Genomic DNA, 17,242 nt, shown 5'->3' with positions numbered 1-17,242 from the left:
TTTTTTGAATTTCTAAGATTAGTTATCTGTTGCAAAAGCAATATCAGAAAGCCCGGCTTCGCTCGCACGAGACATCACTTGTGCCACAGTATCATAACGTGAATCTTTATCCGCCTTTAAAATAATGGTCGGTTGTTGTGCTGATTGACCTGCGCTATCAAAACGTTTCTGTAGTTCATCAATCGTAATGATTTCAGCATCCCAAGCCAACTCGCCTTGGGCGTTGATACTGACTTGAATTGATTCGGGTGGCGGATCAATAATATCAGCAGTTGTTTTGGGTAAACTTAATGGAATTGATGGGTTAGCAACGGTTGCTGTCACCAAAAAGATGATCATCAATACCAACATAATATCGATTAACGGAATGAGGTTCATCTCCGTCATACCAGTTTCGTTGTCTTCACCCAATTGAAAAGCCATTAAGCTTGACCTCCAACTAAACCTTCACGTGTGGATTTTACAGGTGCTGCTTGTACTGTTGAATCTTGTTGCAACATCGTGTCGATTAACAAACTGTGCGCATGATCTTGCAGATCATGACTGAGCGTACGGTTAAAGCGCACACAGATGTTGTATGCAATCACGGCTGGAATAGCAACTGCAAGACCAATACCCGTCATAATTAAGGCTTCACCGACGGGTGTCGCAACTTGTGCTAAGCCTGCTTGACCACTCTTACCGACTGCAACAAGTGCGTGGAAGATTCCCCATACTGTACCGAACAAACCCACGAATGGTGCAAGAGACGCGATTGTACCCAATACAGCAATACCTTTTTCAGCTGAAGATTTTTCAACTGCAATTTGGCGTAATAATGCTTGCTCTGCGACAGCTTTACGCTGCTCAAAACTTAATGGGATGAGTTTAGCTTTCAGGCTTGATAACGCTTTCGAAAGTTGAGCATTAGCTTGTTGCTTCAGCTGACGTGTACCCATGATGCGTAAAACAACAATCGTCCATGTCGCAATTGACATTACCAGTAATACAAAATACAGCGTTTTACTCACCGCATCTGCATGTTGCCAATAAACTGAAAAGTTCATACTCGAACTCCTAATAATAGTTAGCCGTTAGAATTCAATTTTAATTCAAATGGTTGCTCAGCCTTAAATGGATAAGCGACGCCATTCTCCTTGTAGGGTCTAAATTTTGCATTTTGTACCGAGCGAACAATCTTCTGATCTAGAGTCGAAATACCACTCGATTTAATCACTTGAACATTGGTTACACGACCGCTTGCATCCGCTTCAACAGAAACCACGATGATACGGTCAGAACCTTGTAAATCTTTATTTGTATATGATGGTTTCGGCGAGCGAACCCATGAAATTTGACCTTGACTCAAGGTTCTCGGGGTATTTTTTGCAGCTTGCTCACGTGCTAAACGATCTCTCTCAGCCTGTTCTTGTGCTTTACGCTCACGTTCTGCTTGATCACGTTGAGCCTGTTCACGCTTCTGCTGATCTAAACGCTCTTGATTTTGTCTTTGTTGCTCTAAACGCTCTTTTTCAAGTTTTTGCTTTTCAAGCGTATCGTCTACAACGGGTTTAGATAATTCGGTTTTAGGTTTTGGTTTTTCTGCAATCACTTTTGGCTTCACCACAGGTTTTGGTTCTACCACTTTAGGCTCAGGTTTCGGCTGAACCTTCGGTTTAACTGGCTCTGCTGGTGGCGGAGGTGGTGGAACATCTTCTGTAATTTTGACAAATCTAACTTTCAGTGGCTCTTTTTCAATCTTTTTGAGTTCTGGTGACTGCATTTGACTGACAGCAAATAATACGCCTATATGTCCTATCACCACAGCAATCACTGCAGTAAGAACTTTCTTTTTCATCGTGTTAGGAGTTTGCGGTATAGACGTAGGAGATTGACTCATTAAAGTTTGGAACCTAATACAAGTGATGACCACCAAAATGGTAAATTCAATCGAATTTATCGTTTAGAACAATTAAAGTATGTCAATAATAAATGAGAAGTGTTTTCATTTGCAACAATTAATTGTCGTCTTTTTATTAGTTTTTTGAATGCTTAATAAAAAAGGCATACTATAAGCATGCCTTTTAAGACGTTATTTTAGTTAATTAAATGAGCAAATATAGCGTTTTACTGGAATACAACGGTTTTATTACCGTCAACAATAATACGATCTTCTAAATGCCATTTGACTGCACGTGCCAATACATTACGCTCAACATCCTGACCTAAATCACGTAATTGATCAACCGTAAAGTCATGATTTACACGCTCTACATCTTGTTCAATGATTGGCCCTTGATCCAAGTCTGCCGTTACATAATGTGCCGTGGCGCCAATCAATTTTACACCTTTCTCATGTGCTTGTTTATATGGATTAGCCCCAACAAAAGCAGGCAAGAATGAATGATGAATATTGATCACCTTCATTTCCCACTTCTGTACAAACTCTTCATCCAGAATTTGCATATAACGCGCCAATATCAATAAATCATTGCCTTGCATTAATTCATCAATTTTTGCATAGGCTTCACGTTTATTGTCTTTGGTTACAGGTACAACTTCAAATGGAATACCAAAGTTTTCAACTGACTCACGGAGTGTTTCATGGTTAGAAACAACCTTGGTGATTTCGCAAGGTAGACCACCACGTGCATGGCGCCAGAGTAATTCAAGCAAGGCATGGTCTACTTTAGAAACCAAAATCCCCACTTTTTTTACATCACTCACCAAACCTAAACGCCACTGCATTTCATAACGAACCGCAACGTTTGAAGCAAAAGTTTGAAGAATATTTTCTTTGCGGCTTTGCAAATTTTCTAGCTCAAATTCAACACGCATAAAATAACGTCCGCCTTGAGCTTCAGTTGCATATTGATCAAGCGCAGTAATATTCGCGCCTTGATGATACAAAAAGCTCGATACAGCCTGTACGATGCCTGGCTTGTCTTCACAAGTAATCAGTAAGCGTGCAGTGTTCGCAGTTGTCATATTCATGATGATTTATGTCACTTAACAGGTAAATTGAAAAATAGCCGCGTATTCTAACGCTTTTTGAGAGGCTTTCAAATTTTCTTTAATCGATCTAGTCTTTCTTATCCGCAGACTAGTCATTCTTATCCGCAGATAAACTCGCAAACAATTCGGAAGGACCTAAAGTTTCCAATAAGCGCTCATAGGTTTGACGACTTTCACCACGCAAATAAGGTCCTTCTAAAAAGACCATTTGACGTAATGCCTGCCATACCCACTTTTCATCCAGATGGTTTGAATCTTTTAAATGACCAGACATATAAAGGAAATTCGTCCAGTTGGTCAATACAATCCACAAGTTAATAATCAAAGCTTCAATTTCTGACGCTGTCATTTGCATGAGACCCGCATCCACAAAAGCTTGATAAATTTTTTGCCCTTGTTGCATTACCTTACCCGCGAATCGAGGATAAATTTTTCGAAAATCATCGTTATTTTCCACAAGATGATAAACATCACGATGCAAGAAGCGATATTCCCACATTTGACTACTTAATACTTGAAAATAACGAATTTTATCATTCGCATTGACTGCACGGTCATCAGGCAAAGCAAGCAAGTCTAAAGTTTCTTGCTGGTATTGCTCCATTAACTCTTTAATAATTTCTTGCTTGTTACGAAAGTGATAATACAAATTCCCCGGACTAATACTCATTTCAGCCGCAAGATGATTCGTGGTGACGGTACGCTCTCCACGCTCATTAAAAAGTTGCAAACTCACTTGCAAAATTCGATCTTTCGTTTTTAACGTTTTGGAATTTGACATCCTAATACCATCGACAACCGTTAGCATACGCTAACATAAAAGTTACTTGACTTTTTAGAGTAATTACTCTAAAAATAAAAAATACATTAAATCTACATTAGTGGTATTGGTCATGAACAGTCAAACAAAAACAAATTTTATGACGACTGAAACATCGGACGTTCAACACATCCATGATCTTCTTGCACTACAGAAAGAAGCATACAGACGTTATCCCCACCCAACAGCAAAACAACGAATTGAACGTTTAGCTCGTCTCAAAAAGGTTTTGGTTAAATATCAAGATCAAATTGCTGAAGCAATTAATAAAGATTATGGCAATCGTTCAATTTCAGAAACCAAAATTGGCGAATTACTGACGTGTTTAGAACAGATTAAATATTATAGCAAGCATTTAACTGAATGGATGAAGCCGTCTAAACGTCATATTGGTATTCTGCATCAACCTGCAAAAGCATGGGTACAATACCAACCGATGGGTGTCGTGGGCATCATTGCGCCGTGGAATTACCCTCTTCTGCTGGCATTAAGCCCACTGATTTGTGCTTTGGCTGCGGGAAATCACGCGATGATCAAAGTATCGAGTTCATCTCATCATTTTGGTTATGTTTTACAAAATGCATTATCTGAAGCATTCCCACAAGAGTTGGTTGCTGTGGTTACAGGCGGCGGCATCATTTCAGATACTTTTAGTCATTTGGCTTTTGATAAACTGGTCTTCACAGGATCGACCAACGTCGGCAAAACAGTCATGAAAGCTGCATCTGAAAACCTTGTTCCAGTCATTCTTGAACTTGGTGGTAAGTCTCCAGTTATTGTACATCAAGACAGCGATATGAATGATGTGGCTGAACGTGTTGCGTTTGGTAAGCTTTGGAATGCAGGACAAACTTGTGTTGCACCAGATTACATCTACCTTCCACGCGGTAAAACAGCAGAATTTATTCGTTGTTTCAAAACTGTCGCACAAAATATGTATCCATCTTTACGCGATAACCAAGATTACACGTCTATTGTGAACGACAAACAAAATAAGCGTCTGCAAGGTTATTTAGAAGATGCTTTGAAAAATGGTGCGAAAAGTATTGAAATAAATCCGCGTAATGAAGATTTAACCGCAGTCCGTAAAGTTGCGCCTACATTACTGACTGGCGTCACCCCAGACATGGATATTATGAAGAATGAAATCTTCGGTCCAATTTTGCCCATCTTAGAATATGATCAAATAGACGAAGTTATCGAGTTTATTAATGACCGCCCACGTCCACTTGCATTATACTACTTCGACTTTAACGATGCGCGAGCGGAATATGTTGCTCAGCGTACTCATTCTGGCCACTTTGGGCAAAACTCAGTAGTGACTCATGTCGCGCAAGATGACTTACCATTTGGTGGCGTCGGCGCTTCAGGAATGGGCAGATACCACGGTCCTGAAGGCTTCTTTAGTTTATCTAATGAACGTTCGGTTATGTCTGTACCCAAGCTGTTTAGCTTGAAATTCATTCTGCCGCCGTTTGATAGACCTATCCCGAGTCTAATCAAGAAAGCCTTTCTTCGTTAAGTGATCAAGGCATGATCTATCACACTTGATCATGTTGCATTTTTATCGATTCCGCTTGTCTTTTAAGCGGAATTTTGATATAAAACGCCCCTTGAATGAATTCAATCCGTTTTATTTTGACTGGCCATACAGAATTGCTGTTGGCTAAATCAATGGAGTTACACCATGTCTAAGGTTTGCCAAGTTACCGGCAAGCGTCCAGTCGTTGGTAACAACGTCTCACACGCCAACAACAAAACTAAACGCCGGTTCGAGCCGAACCTGCATCACCACCGTTTCTGGTTAGAAAGCGAAAAACGTTTTGTACGTCTTCGTTTAACCACTAAGGGTATGCGTATTATCGACAAATTGGGTATCGAGAAGGTTGTTACAGACCTACGTGCTCAAGGTCAAAAGATCTAAGGAGTCTGAACCATGCGTGATAAAATTCGCCTAGTTTCTTCTGCTGGTACAGGTTATTTCTATACCACGACTAAGAACAAACGTACTATGCCGGAAAAAATGGAAATCAAAAAATTTGATCCAAAAATCCGTCAACACGTAATCTTCAAAGAAGCTAAAATTAAATAATTTTGGTTTTCTTAAAAAAGCGATCCTCTTTGGGTCGCTTTTTTTCGCCTTTTTTTTATTCGAGTTGTTACAATCTCTTGGTCCTTTGGCACTAATCATGCTTAATCTGTGCTGAGGTTCAATTTCCTATTCATTTAAAAAGTTTTTTAAGGGGGTTTTAGTGCCACATGATGTAGATCTTATTATTTTACTTGCGGTTGGTTTTGGTCTAGCCTTAATTTTTGGTTATCTTGCCGCACGTTTACGTCTACCCCCTCTTGTTGGCTATCTTATTGCTGGTATTATTATCAGTCCCAAAACACCTGGTATCGTTGCAGATATCACCCTTGCCAATCAATTGGCTGAATTAGGCGTGATGTTCCTCATGTTTGGGGTCGGCATGCATTTCTCCCTCAAAGATTTATTACAAGTCAGACGAATCGCCATTCCTGGTGCCATCTTACAAATCACCGTTGCAACATTAATGGGGATTGCTGTGTCCATGATGTGGGGCTGGAGCTTTGGTTCAGCCCTGGTCTTTGGCTTAAGCTTATCTTGTGCAAGTACGGTCGTGTTACTCAAAGCATTGGGTGACCGAGGCTTGCTTGACTCTGTGAATGGTAAAATTGCAGTGGGTTGGCTATTGGTTGAAGACTTAGTTATGGTTTTGGCCTTGGTGCTTCTTCCTGCAATGGCCGTGATCTTGGGCGGAAATGCGTTAGAAGGGAGTGATCCAAATGAAAATATTTGGATGACTTTGGGCATCACCTTAATCAAAGTTGCAGGTTTTATCGCCTTCATGCTGATTATTGGTAAACGTCTCGTTCCAATGATTATGCAATTTGTGGTTCGTTTAGGCTCTAGAGAGCTTTTTACCCTGACCGTGGTTGCAGCTGCTATTTCAATCGCATATGGCTCATACGCTATTTTTGGCGTATCTATGGCGCTGGGTGCGTTCTTCGCAGGCATGGTGGTTAAAGAGTCTGATTTTAGTCATCGAGCTGAAGAAGAAACACTCCCTTTACGCGAAATTTTTTCAATTTTATTCTTTGTATCCGTCGGCATGCTTTTTGATCCAAGAATCATCATTGATCAACCTTTACATATTTTAATGGTGATTGGGATCATCATGATTGGTAAAACGCTGGCTGCAATGGCGTTGGTGCTATTTTTCCGTTATCCGCTTAATACAGCACTCACTGTCGGTGCAAGTTTAGCGCAAATTGGGGAATTCTCTTTCATTCTGGCGACCCTTGGACTATCTACGGGATTGCTGACCTTAGAAGCACAAAACCTCATTATTGCAGGCGCTTTATTCTCAATTTCATTGAACTCTGTTTTATTTTCTGCAGTCGAGCCTGTACAAAAATGGATTCGTGAACATTCTCATCTTGCGCGCTTATTAGAGCGTAGTGGTGACCCGCTGGCGATGTTGCCAGATGAGGTATCTCAAGATTACTTACGTGATCAAGTGGTTCTGATAGGCCATGGTGAAGTCGGTCGGCGTATTACAAAGTCTTTAATGCAAAACAATATTAAAGTCGTGATTGCGGAAGAGAATCGTGAAATCGTAGAAAATCTACGTGCTAAAGGAATTGCAGCAGTATCGGGTTCAGCAACAGAACCTGGAGTGCTTATTCAAGCGCATATTCAACATGCACGCCTGTTGGTTATTTCCCCAATGGATATTTTAGACATTCATAAAATTGTCGATACTGCTAGAGTTTTGAATCCAAAAATTCAAGTCCTCGTCTGCGCTGAAAATAATGCAGAAGCCGAGTTGATTCGTGCTGACAACTTAGGTGAGGTGTATTACGCAAAAGAAGAGATGGCGAGAAATATGACTAATTATATTTTAAATCAAATTGAAATTGCGCATCACCAGTCTCCCTCGCATTGATTAAGTCAGAAATATAGGTATAAAAAAACCGCACTTCTTATGCGGTTTTTAAATCAAGGACTGAATCAACTCAAAAACTGAGGTTTTTCATCGACCACTTCAGCATTCCACTCATTCGACTGTTTTTCTAAAAGTGCCAAAAGCGCAGCCTGAATCATTTGTTGAGCGATTATAGGCATTTGATCCCCTAACAGGGCTTTAATGTCATCATTAAACTGGATAGTGAGCAATGGATCTTTTTCAGAGTCAGCATTGCGTAAAGCTAGCTCACCACCTTCTAGCTGAACCAACTCTAGAATGGCTTCTTGAGTGCCAAACAACTCTTTTAACTGCTCTATAGACATACACCACCCTCCATGACCAAACATGATGACAAAATGCTGGATGCGATTTGTATCACCTTGACTTTCTTATATTGGATCAAGTTAACCTAAATTCAAGTCTATGTATTTAAACTGGCATGAATATTTCTAAAACTCAACCATTTCATTACGAAAACCATCAATAAGTTGAGTTAAATCGCGTAGCCATTCTCTTAGGATCTGTGCATCAGGCAACCACGCTTGCGATGTTTGCGTTACTTTGATGATCAAATTAGATGAGGTTTCTTGTTCAGGTTCAGGTGAACTGGGTTCAGGAGCATACTGACACATGCGGAATGCACGCTTAAGTTCAGCAATAAAGCCATGTTTCGCTAACTGCTGTAATACCGTTACTTCAGGTGACACTTGCCCTTTTTCCGCCATAAGATCCTCAATCGACTTTAAGGTTGGCGCAGTGTCACTGAGTCGATAATAACGAGCTAACTCTTGTAAAAATGCCAATACAGCACCATGCAAATGAAATACTGCTGCTTCACGATATGCTTGAGCTTGTTGAACATGTTCGACTTGCTCAGCTTGTAGACACGAAAGACGAGCAAAATATAATTTTTGATTGGTACGATCGGCATGAAAGCGAGCGACACGAGACATGAACATATTCCTTAAATTATCAATTTTCTTACTTTCTTCAAGATTAAACGCTATTTAAAAAAAATCACAATAAAATTTATACATGATCGATCTCAATTAAATAGATTTTTCGTTGAGCAGGAACGAGGATGGGTGGTTCAATGGGTCTAACATGAGTGATTACCCATGCAAAATACCCTTCAGACCAAGTACTTGCACATGCAAGTTCAACTTCATTTTCTTGCCATGCATGAATAGATTCAAAATCGACTATTGCTACAGCCATGACCTTTTTTTCATCACCATCTTGATTTGAATAATGACTATTTTCCACAATGACTAATTTTTTTTAGTAGCGTAAGCTCAGGTTGCCATAAACGAATTTCCAAGCGTTTGATACCCTGAACAATGAAGCATCCACTCGGTTGCACAATGGATAAAGCCTAAAATTTTAATCGCACTCTCTTATGCTTAGCATTATTTTTTGACAATAAAAAAGGAGCAAATGCTCCTTCTCAATTATTTGCTTTCAGCGTCATCTACTGGCTTGTCTTCAGCTTGCTTCACACGAATACCTTGACCATGTAGACGTAGTGTATTGAGCGCTTTGATCGCCTTCACACCTTCGCGTCCATTTGGCATTTCAACAAAGGCAAAACCTTTAGACTTCTTGGTGACTTCATCCATCACTAATGTACATGAGTCTACTTTACCAAACTGTTGAAACAACTTAAGTAATTCAGGCTCTCGTACAGTACGCTCTAAATTACGAACTAAAATTTTCATCTTACAACCTTAAAATAGGCAAAATAATCAAAAAGCACTCGCCTACTCGACTTTTTGAACTTCGCAATTAAAAAAAAACTAAACAGCGCAATGTCGATAGTTTAATCGAGATCTATGCCAAAATCTAAATTAATCGACTGACGTTCAATTAAAGTACTTTTCACTGTTTGTTGACGTGTCTTGTAATGGGTTTCAGTCGTACATAAATGTCGAGTTAAATCATTTAAAAAATAATTTTCAACCTTTCGCCCTTGTTCATCAACATGATCTTTGGTCCAAATACTTAAATTTTGTTTGGTCAAAATCAACTCATTTTGCGCACGAGTCAGCGCCACGTAGAGCACACGGCGCTCTTCTTCAACATCATCAAAGTCACCTTGAGCACGTGCATTTGGATACTGCCCAGCGGACACATTGGCCACATAACACACCTTTTGCTCGGTTCCTTTGGCTGAATGAATCGTAATCAGTGTGACGACATCATCTTGTGATTGGCGTTCAATTTCAGTGATCGAAACAGGATCTAACACATATGCTTCTAAAAACTCACTTAATTGACTGTGTTTCGAGGCCAATTGTTTAACCAATTCAAAATCGCCCTGACGACGCTTCCAGTCTTTTTTATAGTTTTCACTGAGCTGATTTTCAATGGCTTGTATTGCTAATCCTACACATGCCTGCACTTCATTTCTGAGCACATCCATTTGTTTCATGATCAACAATGTTTCTTGCGGAATACGACCAAACTTTTCCAATTGATCCATGATTTTTTCATTGTTTGACTCAAGAAGTAATTGCTGAGCCAAGCGACTTGCGCCCACATCACCCACACCATCCCAGAGCGTTAAGAAACGCATCCACGCAATATCATCCAATGGATTGGAAATCAGTCTTAATAAACTTAATAGGTCTTTCACATGCGCTGTTTCAAGTAGCTTCATTCCACCAATAAAACGGTAGGGCACATTGGCCTGAATACACGCTGCTTCAATATGACGTGCTGCAAAGCTCGAACGCACCAAAACCATATGATCGCGCCATGCACTACCTTCAATGAAATGACGCTCTTTGATATCAATCGCAATCCATTTGGCTTCATCAAATTCGTTGGGGAAAATATGTAACTTTGGTTTTATCCCTTCACCGCGATAGGCATCTAAACGCTTCTCGTATTTAATTTCACTTTGATCGAGCAACCAATTGGATAAATCTAAAATTTCTTGGGTTGAACGATAATTTTTTTCTAATTTAAAAATTTCGGCATCTGGCACGCGTTCTTTGAAATGATGGATATTTTCAAAATCGGCACCACGGAAACCATAAATTGATTGCGCATCATCACCCACACAAAATAAGCTGACTTTATCTTTTAATGGTTCAAGCAGCGCCCATTGCAGTGGATTGGTATCTTGCATTTCATCCACCAGCATATGTCTGCAAATTGATGCGACATAATCTACCAATCCATCCGACTGCTCTAAAGCAGAAGCCACAATCGCCAAGATGTCGTCATAATCTAGAAAGCTCCGAGCACGTTTTCGTGTCTCGTACTCTTTCATAATGTCCGCAATTTGATCTTTAAATGCTAAATGTTCAGGATGTTGTTTTTCTAAGGCTAAACTGAGTTTCTGACGTGTGTTTCGTGCAAAAGAATATAAATCGCAAAGTTCTTGAGGCTTCGGCAATTGATTGGGATTCTTTTTATCGTCTTTACCTCGTATAAGACGAAACATCATGATTTGATCATCACGATCTATAATTGTGAATTGATCTAAACCAAACGCTTGCGGTATACGACGCAATAAATACATACAAAAGGTATGAAATGTTGAAGCACGCAGTCCTTTGGCTTGATCACCCAGCGCCAGTTCAACTCGCGCTACAATTTCACTGGCAGCACGTCGGGTAAACGTGAGAATTTGGATTTGATTGGCAGGAACACCTTGTTCTATAAGATAGGCCGCGCGTGCCACAATGGTCTTGGTTTTACCACAACCTGCCCCTGCAAGAACCAAACTATGTTTGGTGTCAGTTGTTGCTGCTTGCTTTTGTTGAGGGTTTAATTCGTCAATCAGGGTGGCTAAACTCATGGTGTCTCATCGTGCGTGATCAGCGCATAGTTTAACAGAGCCACTCCAAGAAAACCTCCTCAGTGCTCATTTACGCCTTGTTCTGCTCTTTTATTAAGATTAGTTTAATTACACCGCTTTTTTTATGAGACTTTGAAATACCACTACATTGTAATAATTACTTTTAACAAGCTCATTAAGTCATTGCTAAAAATAATAAAATGATAAAAAGCACCAGCCAAACATAAAGTCCAATGCTTCTTATTAGTTCTTCCCCCCAAATAGCGTCAAGCATTAAAAAAATCAACGAAGATGCAAATAAAGAAATGAATGCAAAAATTATAACCGTTAATAACCATGCCTGAATACCCACCCTCAACTCAGGTTTAATCTGATTTCTTTTACGACTCATCCAATCCATAAATATTTTATAGTAAAGATAAAAAGCTAATGTACCTACAAGTAAAATTAATAATGAAGGTGAAGATGATCCAAGTGTGCCTCCACTCGTATTGCTTAAAGTACCTAAAGGTAAAGCTATGCAATGAAATGAAGTGGTTAAAAGCAACGTATAAACAATTATTTTATTTATCAACTGGTTATACCTAATATTATTAATTTTTTCTTATACATAATCAGTTTACCTACACCACATATCCAGTTCCATCTTAATATTTATTTACTTCAATGATTTTACAAAATCAGAGCAGCAATTTTCTAAGTTTCTTCTCGCATTTCTCAATACATTTTCAAAATCATAATCCGCATTATTAATATCAATGATTTGCGTAAAACCTTCATCGAATAATGGCTGAATATTATCACCAATTCGTCCTGCAAATGCGATTACAGGCTTGTTCAACTTTTTTGCCACTTGCGCCACAGCCCAAGGTGTTTTACCAAACTTAGTCTGAAAATCAATACGACCTTCTCCTGTAAAAATATAGTCTGCTTTGGCAATTTTTTCAGCTAATCCAACTTGCTCAATTATTAATTTTGCACCTGATTGAATAGTTGCATCTGCAAATACCATCAACCCAAAGCCTAAGCCACCTGCTGCTCCTGCACCTGCCACATGAGGCAAATCTAAGTTTAATTCAGCATCAACCACATCTGCAAAATGACGAAGATTGTCATCCAATTGTTGAACCATCTCCAAGCTTGCACCTTTTTGTGGTCCAAAAACTCGAGAGGCTCCATTGTCACCATACAGAGGATTATTCACGTCGGAAGCAATGATGATTTGAGTCTGTTTTAAACGTGCATCTATTTCTGAGAGATCAATATTTTTTATATGTCCAAGCTGCCCACCACCCCTATCAACTTCAGCGCCCCATTCATCATAAAATTTGACACCTAATGCTTGTGCCATACCTGCACCTGCATCATTGGTCACGCTTCCCCCCAAGCCAATGATGATTTTAGAAACGTCTAGATCAAGCGCACATTTAATCATTTCACCTGTACCATAAGTGCTGGTGAGTAATGGATTACGTTGCTCTGATAATAATAAATGCATTCCATTGGCCGCTGCCATTTCAATAACAGCTGTTTGACCTGCATCAATTAAACCAAAATAAGTTTGAACCTTCTGATGAGGTAAAGGTCCAGTCACTTCACATGCTACTCTCTCGCCGTGTAAAGCAGCAATCAAAGCATCAACAGTTCCTTCACCACCATCAGCCATAGGTACATGAATACATATTGCATCTGAGAAAACCTGCTCAATACCACGCTGCATCGCAGCGCAAGCCTGTTCAGCAGTCATACTTTCTTTAAATGAATCAGGGGCTAAAACAAAAGTCTTCATCGCATTTTTTATTAATTGGACAGATCAAACATAACGGATTAGCGATCTGAGGTACAGTAAAACAAATTAATTCCCCTCAAAGGCTGACCATGTCACGTATTAATCTTGCTCAAGCCGCACCTGAACTTTATAAGAAAGTTACTGAACTTGATCAACTGGCGATGCAACAAATAAATGCAGTCAATATAGATGAAGGTTTTGCTCATTTACTGAAACTACGTGCTTCACAAATCAATCAATGTGCATTTTGCATCCGCATGCATACACAAGATGCACTCAAGACAGGTGAAAGTTTTGAACGTATTAGTCTACTCAATGCATGGCGTGAAACTGAATACTTCAATGATACAGAGCGCGCAGCGCTTACACTTATTGAAGCCATCACCTTAATTTCTGAAAATCAAGTTCCTGATGCTGTTTATGAGGATGCGCTTCCTTTTTTAACTGACGTGCAAATCAGCGCTATTGAATGGCTGGCGATTGTTATTAATACGTGGAATCGCATTGCGATTAGCAGTCGCTATGCTGTGAAAATTTGATTTAAGATACTCGATTTGTTTATTTTAGCGATCAATAGACCCAGTCAGTAAAAAATTACTTTGCCATGATACAAAAAAAATGCCGACTTTCGTCAGCATTTTTATTTAGATCATGGTATCAAAAGCATTTAAGCTTCAGTCCATTTCCCATCTCTATAAAGCATACTCCACTTGGTTTGCTTACCTTCAGCATTTTCAGAACCCACATATTGCTCTTGGTTCTTACGGCTAAATTTAACCAATGTTGGATTGCCCTCAGGGTCTTGATCTGGCGCATTCAAAATGAATTGATACTTCGGATCAAGTTGCTCAGCAACAGAGCGTAGCTCAGCTACCTTAGGTGCACGTGTTTCACGTACTTTAGGAAACTTACTCGCAGCTAAGAACAGACCTGCTGCACCATCACGTAACACGAAGAAGTCATCATGTTTGGTTGAACGCAAATGTTCCATACGAATCGGATCTACACGTGGAGGCGCAGGTTGACCACTTTTTAGAACTTTACGTGTATTGTCGCAGCTACCACAAGCGAAGTAAGGACCAAAACGTCCTGTTTTCAACTGCATTTCGCCATCACATTTGTCACATGGAATAGTGGGTCCATCATATCCCTTAATTTTGAACTCACCTTCTTCAAGTTCAAAACCAGCACAATCTGGATTGTTACCACACACATGTAATTTACGACCACCGTCAATCACATAGCTGTCCATTGCAGTTTCACAAATTGGACAACGTTTTTTCGACATTAAGTCAGCTGTTTCTGCACCCTCATCATCGGACAGCATCGCCAAAGATTCTACAGGGGTTAAATTAAATGTACCTTTACAACGTTCTTTCGGTGGCAAGTTATAACCTGAACAACCCAAGAAAACGCCTGTAGTTCCCGTACGAATCTGCATTGGGCGGTCACATTCTTTACAGTGAACAGCATCAACCTCTACGGGTTGATTACGGCGCATGCCGTTTTCACCCTGAGCAGTGGTTAAACGCTTTTTAAAATCACCGTAAAAATTATCAAGTAACTCTTTCCAATTACGCTCGCCATCAGCCACTTTATCCAGCTGACTTTCAAGATCCGCAGTAAAAGCATAGTTCATCAAGTTATTGAAGTTCTCATCGAGACGATCTGTCACGATTTCACCCATCTTCTCTGCAAAAAGACGACGATTATCAATCTTCACATAACCACGATCTTGAATCGTAGAAATAATCGCAGCATAGGTAGATGGACGACCAATGCCTTTTTTCTCTAACTCTTTAACCAATGATGCTTCTGTAAAACGTGCGGGTGGCTTGGTAAAATGTTGCGATGGATCAAGTTTCTCAAGTTTAAGAATTTCACCCACTTTTACCGCAGGCAATAACACATCATCATCTGCTTTATTGGCACCGCGAACTTTAGTGAAACCATCAAAAACCAAGGTACGACCTTTGGCTTTAAGCTCAACACCATTGGCATCGACTAAAATGGTCGAAGATAAATATTCAGCTGGTGTCATTTGACATGCTACAAACTGACGCCAAATGAGCTCATATAAACGCTGTGCATCACGGTCTACACCAACAAGCTGATCACCACTAAGCGTAATCGTTGAAGGACGTATCGCTTCATGTGCTTCTTGTGCACCCGCTTTGTTGCCATAACGGTTCGGCTTAGCCGGAATATAGGTTTCACCAAACTCTAGTTCTATGTAATTGCGCGCCATATTGACAGCATCATCACTTAAAAAAGTGGAGTCTGTACGCATATAGGTAATATAACCCGCTTCATACAAACGCTGAGCCATGGTCATGGTTTTCTTCACAGAGAAACCTAAGCGTGTACTCGCTGCTTGTTGTAGCGTAGAAGTGATATACGGTGCACTCGGATTAACCTTGGTCGGTTTATCCTCGCGAACTGAAACCTTATAGTCAGCATCTTTTAATATGTTCAACAAAGCATCTGTTTGTGCTTTATTTTGCAGCTTTAAGGTTTTTCCACCTTGCTTCACTGCTTCTAAACGAATGTGATCTTTTTTGGATTGCGTGTCTGCAAAGACTTGCCAATATTCTTCTGGAACAAAGGCACGAATTTCACGCTCACGTTCGACTACAAGTTTTGCTGCAACTGATTGCACACGACCTGCAGAAAGACCACGAGCAATTTTTTCCCACAGTAAGGGTGAGATCATAAAGCCGACGATGCGATCTAAAAAGCGACGTGCTTGTTGTGCATTAACTTTGTCTGTATCAAGGCGAGAAGGCTGTTTAAAAGCTTCCTGAATGGCATTTTTAGTAATTTCGTTGAAAACCACACGTTGATAACGTGATTCATCACCACCAATAACTTCTTTTAAATGCCAAGCAATCGCTTCCCCTTCTCTGTCCATATCCGTTGCGAGATAGATTTCGTCAACTTGAGAAGCCAGTTTTTTCAGTTCAGCGACAACGTTTTCCTTACCAGGAAGGACTTCATACTTAGCCTTCCAGTCATGTTCAGGGTCAACCCCCATACGATTAACCAATGCATTCTGGGCCTTTTCGGCCTTCTCAGCATCGTTAAGTTTGGTACGTGTCGCAGGTTTTTTTTCTGTGCTTTTTGAAGCCCCTGTAGGTAAATCACGCACGTGACCCACAGAAGATTTCACAATGTAGTTAGAACCTAAGTACTTATTAATCGTTTTCGCTTTTGCAGGCGATTCTACAATCACTAAGGCACGTTTTTTTACAGCATCAGGAGTTTTTGCTGTTGTGCTTTTGGATGTCGACTTAGGAGCGTTCGCCATAATGAACCGTTATTCCTGTTTATTTAAAAAGTTAAATTTCAGCCAGTTTTTGTAAAAATGCTTTCATATCATCAAGTTGAGTTGCGTGCAGATCGGATTCTTCGTCCCAATATAGCCCAACACAATTTGACTGCATATCAATAGCATAAATCCCTTTTAATGCAATGGGAAAATCATTAAATTTATCATCGCCATGAATAACCTTAAGCTTTTGGTCTTCAACCAATGCTCGCATTAAAAGTAAACGCCCTTCTGGAATAATGACACTATAATACGCCACCATGCTGGCACGATTTTCAGTAGCTTTAGGTACTTTTGTCCAATCTGGAGCAGCAACCAAACGTGGATGTAATCCCATTTTTCGTGCTTTATCACGCATGATGCCCAATGCTTTTTCTCGTGGACTCACACGCAGGCCAAAAATTGAGCCCAATACAAAAACCACAATAAGGATTGTTATCCAAAGACCAGCATTTTCCATAGTTCACCTTTTGATTCTTATATTAGAGTTGCATAAGGTGAATATAAAACG

Annotated in this window: 18 protein-coding genes and 1 pseudogene; 5 read left to right on the top strand and 14 right to left on the bottom strand. The window is 40.0% G+C overall.

The genetic code is table 11. The features are described 5' to 3' along the window. Positions 1-18: 18 nt before the first annotated feature. The 5 genes from V5M36_RS02430 to V5M36_RS02410 form a co-directional block, all read right to left on the bottom strand. Entirely contained in the window at positions 19-423 is a 405-nt protein-coding gene (locus V5M36_RS02430; RefSeq protein ID WP_338561659.1) for an ExbD/TolR family protein, read from the bottom strand. Next, on the bottom strand, positions 423-1,046 hold the full coding sequence (locus V5M36_RS02425; protein ID WP_338561657.1) for a MotA/TolQ/ExbB proton channel family protein: 624 nt from the start codon (positions 1,044-1,046) through the stop codon (positions 423-425). The genes V5M36_RS02430 and V5M36_RS02425 overlap by 1 nt, the downstream gene beginning before the upstream one ends. A gap of 20 nt (positions 1,047-1,066) precedes the next feature. Continuing rightward, entirely contained in the window at positions 1,067-1,879 is an 813-nt protein-coding gene (locus tag V5M36_RS02420; protein WP_338561655.1) for an energy transducer TonB, read from the bottom strand. Between the two features lie 227 nt (positions 1,880-2,106). Beyond that, positions 2,107-2,973, bottom strand: a complete 867-nt coding sequence (gene purU, locus V5M36_RS02415) for a formyltetrahydrofolate deformylase (protein WP_338561653.1) — start codon at positions 2,971-2,973, stop codon at positions 2,107-2,109. Between the two features lie 109 nt (positions 2,974-3,082). Further along, entirely contained in the window at positions 3,083-3,775 is a 693-nt protein-coding gene (locus tag V5M36_RS02410) for a TetR/AcrR family transcriptional regulator (protein ID WP_338561652.1), read from the bottom strand. Between the two features lie 112 nt (positions 3,776-3,887). Between V5M36_RS02410 and V5M36_RS02405 the strand changes: the two genes are divergently transcribed. The 4 genes from V5M36_RS02405 to V5M36_RS02390 all read left to right on the top strand — a co-directional run bounded on the left by V5M36_RS02405 (position 3,888) and on the right by V5M36_RS02390 (position 7,785). After that, entirely contained in the window at positions 3,888-5,336 is a 1,449-nt protein-coding gene (locus V5M36_RS02405) for a coniferyl aldehyde dehydrogenase (protein ID WP_338561651.1), read from the top strand. A gap of 165 nt (positions 5,337-5,501) precedes the next feature. Then, positions 5,502-5,738: a 50S ribosomal protein L28 gene (rpmB, locus tag V5M36_RS02400; protein WP_010325866.1), complete on the top strand. Its 237-nt coding sequence runs from the start codon at positions 5,502-5,504 to the stop codon at positions 5,736-5,738. 12 nt (positions 5,739-5,750) lie between these two features. Next, a complete protein-coding gene (gene rpmG, locus V5M36_RS02395) occupies positions 5,751-5,906 on the top strand; it encodes a 50S ribosomal protein L33 (protein ID WP_001205031.1) in 156 nt (51 codons plus the stop codon). Positions 5,907-6,066: 160 nt separating this feature from the next. After that, complete coding sequence (locus tag V5M36_RS02390) at positions 6,067-7,785, top strand: cation:proton antiporter (RefSeq protein ID WP_338561646.1); 1,719 nt, start codon at positions 6,067-6,069, stop codon at positions 7,783-7,785. A gap of 65 nt (positions 7,786-7,850) precedes the next feature. On the opposite strand, the gene V5M36_RS02385 is transcribed toward V5M36_RS02390, so the two are convergent. From V5M36_RS02385 to V5M36_RS02355, 7 genes and pseudogenes are all read right to left on the bottom strand, one after another. Then, positions 7,851-8,129: a hypothetical protein gene (locus V5M36_RS02385; protein ID WP_338561643.1), complete on the bottom strand. Its 279-nt coding sequence runs from the start codon at positions 8,127-8,129 to the stop codon at positions 7,851-7,853. A 126-nt stretch (positions 8,130-8,255) separates the two neighbouring features. After that, a complete protein-coding gene (locus V5M36_RS02380) occupies positions 8,256-8,759 on the bottom strand; it encodes a DUF6586 family protein (protein ID WP_338561641.1) in 504 nt (167 codons plus the stop codon). Between the two features lie 76 nt (positions 8,760-8,835). Beyond that, a pseudogene (locus V5M36_RS02375) lies at positions 8,836-9,172 on the bottom strand (ASCH domain-containing protein). Positions 9,173-9,257: 85 nt separating this feature from the next. Beyond that, positions 9,258-9,524 (bottom strand): RNA recognition motif domain-containing protein, encoded by a 267-nt coding sequence (locus V5M36_RS02370; protein ID WP_338561640.1) that lies wholly within the window; start codon positions 9,522-9,524, stop codon positions 9,258-9,260. A 101-nt stretch (positions 9,525-9,625) separates the two neighbouring features. Continuing rightward, positions 9,626-11,614: an ATP-dependent helicase gene (locus V5M36_RS02365; RefSeq protein WP_338561639.1), complete on the bottom strand. Its 1,989-nt coding sequence runs from the start codon at positions 11,612-11,614 to the stop codon at positions 9,626-9,628. A gap of 175 nt (positions 11,615-11,789) precedes the next feature. Further along, positions 11,790-12,188: a putative four-helix membrane protein gene (locus V5M36_RS02360; protein ID WP_338561638.1), complete on the bottom strand. Its 399-nt coding sequence runs from the start codon at positions 12,186-12,188 to the stop codon at positions 11,790-11,792. An 84-nt stretch (positions 12,189-12,272) separates the two neighbouring features. Then, positions 12,273-13,403: a glycerate kinase family protein gene (locus tag V5M36_RS02355; protein ID WP_338561636.1), complete on the bottom strand. Its 1,131-nt coding sequence runs from the start codon at positions 13,401-13,403 to the stop codon at positions 12,273-12,275. 89 nt (positions 13,404-13,492) lie between these two features. Here V5M36_RS02355 and V5M36_RS02350 point away from each other — a divergent pair, with 89 nt between their 5' ends. After that, a complete protein-coding gene (locus tag V5M36_RS02350) occupies positions 13,493-13,942 on the top strand; it encodes a carboxymuconolactone decarboxylase family protein (protein ID WP_338561634.1) in 450 nt (149 codons plus the stop codon). 128 nt (positions 13,943-14,070) lie between these two features. On the opposite strand, the gene topA is transcribed toward V5M36_RS02350, so the two are convergent. Beyond that, on the bottom strand, positions 14,071-16,710 hold the full coding sequence (topA, locus tag V5M36_RS02345) for a type I DNA topoisomerase (protein WP_338561633.1): 2,640 nt from the start codon (positions 16,708-16,710) through the stop codon (positions 14,071-14,073). Positions 16,711-16,741: 31 nt separating this feature from the next. Beyond that, positions 16,742-17,191, bottom strand: coding sequence for an ammonium transporter (locus V5M36_RS02340; RefSeq protein WP_338561631.1), 450 nt, complete (start codon positions 17,189-17,191; stop codon positions 16,742-16,744). Positions 17,192-17,242 lie beyond the last annotated feature (51 nt).

Source organism: Acinetobacter sp. KS-LM10 (assembly GCF_036896575.1).
Classification (GTDB): Bacteria; Pseudomonadota; Gammaproteobacteria; order Pseudomonadales; family Moraxellaceae; genus Acinetobacter; species Acinetobacter avistercoris.
The sequence above is the reverse complement of the archived record's forward strand: the minus strand, read 5'-3'. Positions and strand labels throughout refer to the sequence as shown.